Annotated in this window: 2 protein-coding genes and 1 pseudogene; all 3 read left to right on the forward strand. The window is 56.6% G+C overall.

The window, feature by feature from the left end:
• Positions 1-885, forward strand: a pseudogene (locus LIY45_RS30355) (type VI secretion system tip protein VgrG); the annotation flags it as partial.
• Entirely contained in the window at positions 885-1,763 is an 879-nt protein-coding gene (locus LIY45_RS30360) for a VRR-NUC domain-containing protein (RefSeq protein WP_226478679.1), read from the forward strand. The pseudogene LIY45_RS30355 and the gene LIY45_RS30360, both read left to right, overlap by 1 nt.
• Positions 1,764-1,765: 2 nt before the next feature.
• Positions 1,766-3,328 (forward strand): type VI immunity family protein, encoded by a 1,563-nt coding sequence (locus LIY45_RS30365; protein ID WP_226478680.1) that lies wholly within the window; start codon positions 1,766-1,768, stop codon positions 3,326-3,328.
• The last annotated feature ends 116 nt before the right edge of the window (positions 3,329-3,444 follow it).

Genomic DNA, 3,444 nt, shown 5'->3' on the forward strand with positions numbered 1-3,444 from the left:
TTGGGGCAGGAGGAAGTGTTTATCCATGCCGAGAAAGACAAGAACGTTCATATCAAGCACAACAACACGATATTCGTGGGCAATGATCGCAGTGAAAAAGTCGAACACGACGAGCAGGTTGAAATCGGCCATAACCGCAGCGAACGAGTGGGCAACGATGAGCGCATTGCGGTTGTTCAAGACCAGCATCTGGAGATCGGACGTGATCGAACTCAGACGACGGGGCGTAATCATCACACCCATATCGGCGGTGACCGGGTTGAAGAGATTGCCAACAACCGACATGACAAGATTGCCGCTGACCATGACATCCAGATAGGCGGCAGTTCAGAGCAATCAGTCCGCAACCGCTACCGCCTGTCCGCCGGGCAACGCATTGAGCAAAAAACGCCGGTGTTCGATATCACATCGAGCCAGCGCATTGTGCTGAAGGCCCCAGGTGGCAGCATCACGATTGACCACGATGGCATTACCCTTGACGGGCTGACGATCAAAATCAAAGGCCCCGTCACCACCGAGCCATACGGTACGGGCAATCCGCTGGGTAGCCCGCAATCGTCTCCCGAACCGCCCGGGGCATTCCTGGGGCGTTACACCCTTCTGAAGAGCGATCAGCGCGCCTTCGCAGGCTATCAATATCGCATTACTGATGGCGCTACTCTCCTCACCGAAGGACTGACCTGCCCCTTGGGCGGAACTGAATGGACGGCTACCGACTCATCCAGGTCCGTGCAGGCCCATAAGGCAATCATGCGCGGTGATCAGCGAATCATCGAAACCTGGCAGCCCTATCTAATGGCCCTCGATGATCAAGCCTCACCCGTCGAGGCCAAGGCTATTTTTCCTGATGGCTTTCTCGATCAGCACAGCGGAGATCTCGACTGATGCCCGGCCCTCTCGCCCCTGTTATCGCTCGCATTATTGATGGCGCCTACCGGGCCTACCGTACGAATCAGGCTTTTGAAAACGCTAAAACCGCCGCCGATCTGGCCCAGCTTGCCGTGGAGATTGCCGAGCGCAGGAAACAAATCAAGGACACGCTTCGCGCCACCATTGAAGCAATGACGCGGGAAATCGAGGTCAAGAGCTCGACCTTTGCCGTCGTAGATCGCGGCGGCAACAGTACCGTCTCTCGCAGAGGTCAAGAGAACATCGAATTCAAGGAGTACATCGAGCGCAAGGTGCCTTTTCGTCCGGCGATCAGCCAAGTCTGCGCGGTTGCGCTGCAGATGCCGATCAAAGTGCCACGGCGCATCAGCAAGAAAATTGCCGGCGACATCGTGAAAACCACGATTGAAGTCGCACTAAAACAATTTACCGCCTCGTTGTTCTTTGAGGCCGTAGACGAGGCGCTGGAGTGGCGTAGCCCACTCAAATCAGAACCGAACTACAACGCCACCAGCAAGAAGGCATTGCTTGGCACCCCTGCAACGCGCCCCAGACGATTCGGCAGCGATATCCAGCCATTCTGGCCACGCCCGAAGGGATTGCTGGCACCCGACCTGGTCGTTGTTGAATACCGACAGGAACCGTTTGAAACCGACAATGTGTTTGCGGCGGTGGAGATCAAGTTCCCGGGAGATTGGGTGGTAAAAAAGCAAATATCCGATTACGCGAACCTGATGAAACCCGTAACAGGCGTCAATCCAGACAAAATCGGCAGAGAGAAAGTTGCGCTGTTGCGGGTGCCGGAGGATTGCACTGGTTTTGAAGCGGATGAAAAGAGCGGTTCCACACCTAAAGGCAATAAAAACAGGAGGTAGGCGTGAGCACTACTCATAGATTGTTTGATGAAGAAGAACGGGATGAGTTTATTGCAGGGCTCAAGGAGTGGCCCAACACTGACTGGGGCACTGACGAGGTCGCCCGCCACAGCGTCAGCCCCTTCATCAGCTTCTATTTTCCGTCCACCCCTGGCACTCATCGCGATGTCGCCCTGCTGATGGTAGATATCCACGAAGCCTTCGAGAAAATGCTTGGTTACCCTTACACCATGACCATGCACGAAGACACGGATCGCCCGCATCCCTACCCTGAGGAGGAGCCTGATCTTCGCAGGCAGGCCATGGATGCCCATCCACACGAGCACTTCGTGTTCTGGTTTTCCGACGAAACAAACCATGCAAGCTCACCAACGACATCGGGCGACTTCTGGCTCAGTTGGTATCGGCTTGACGGAAGCAGAACAGAATATTCCTCAATCGTATTTTATTACCGCTGGCAATGGTGGCTGGATAACCGCGATGCCTGGCGCGCATTTGTCCTCAAGACCATTGACCTGCTCAAGGCCCATCAGGTCTACAGCGGTTTCGCCATGGCCAATCCGATGGAATACGGCACGCGTGCGGAGGTTACAACGTGGGAAAGAGCGTTGACTCCGGCGTTCTATGGACTCGATATCGACTACGAGTTCGCGATGCGAGACGAGTTACTCAACGGCATCCGCCCTCCCACCTGGGCCTTCCTGCTCGCCGACCACTGGCGGGAAAAGCTCGACCTGACCCGCGAACAGGTACGTACGGCACTGTCTCACCCACGCATCAGCATCACCGAATTACAAAGTGGCCAATGGATCGAACTGGGCGAACAGCCGGAGTTGTACCCCGTCGAACAAGGCGTGCCCGAACTGCCCATGCTCTTGAACAAACTGCTCAAGCCTATCCGCTACGACAATTTGGGATTGCTGGGCTTCGGCCAATGGGACGGCGACCCCAACGAGCGCTTCACTGACCCTGACAGTCGGCGTTGGATGGCGCGCTTTGACGCCGACAGCGATTGGCCGACACCAGCAATGCGCTTCACCGCCCCACCGCCCATGCCCTCTGGCCAAACCTCTACACCAATGCCTCTTTGCAGCGTAGCGGGTACTGCCTGTATTCAGGCCGGGTGGTGGCGGGTTCCGGGACAGGCGCAAACCCGGCGAGCTTTCAAACAGGGCGAACTGATGCCGAACCTCGAAGGAGAGTCCGCAGATGGTTGGGTGATATGGCAACGTGACCCGGATCAAACACCTCCAGAGCCTGCCCGCTATGCCAACACCCATGATCCGGCACCTCGCGCAGGCCGCTGGGAAGTTGAAACCGACCGATTCGCCTCGTGCGATATCCAGCTGAACGAGCGACTGCCTGCCCATGAAGGGCGCGTCGTTCGCTGGCACTGGACGGTCAGCGGCATGCGCGCGAACAGTGGCCAACCCTGTCCATATCCGGGTGCCTGGGTCTGCGAATACAAGCCAGAGAGCAAGCAAATTCTGGAGTATGGGGCTCCAATGCCAACCGTGGAGGGTGAGGCCGTCGTCTGGCTTTGGACAGGATTGGAGCCGGTCTGAAAGTAGCTTTGCACCCCCTCCCATAAAAAAACCACGAACAAAAACGCCGATCATTGCTGATCGGCGTTTTCGTTAAATATGGAGCGGGAAACGAGACTCGAACTCGCGACCCCGAC

The organism is Pseudomonas sp. MWU16-30323 (assembly GCF_020515595.1).
GTDB classification, from domain to species: Bacteria; Pseudomonadota; Gammaproteobacteria; order Pseudomonadales; family Pseudomonadaceae; genus Aquipseudomonas; species Aquipseudomonas yamanorum.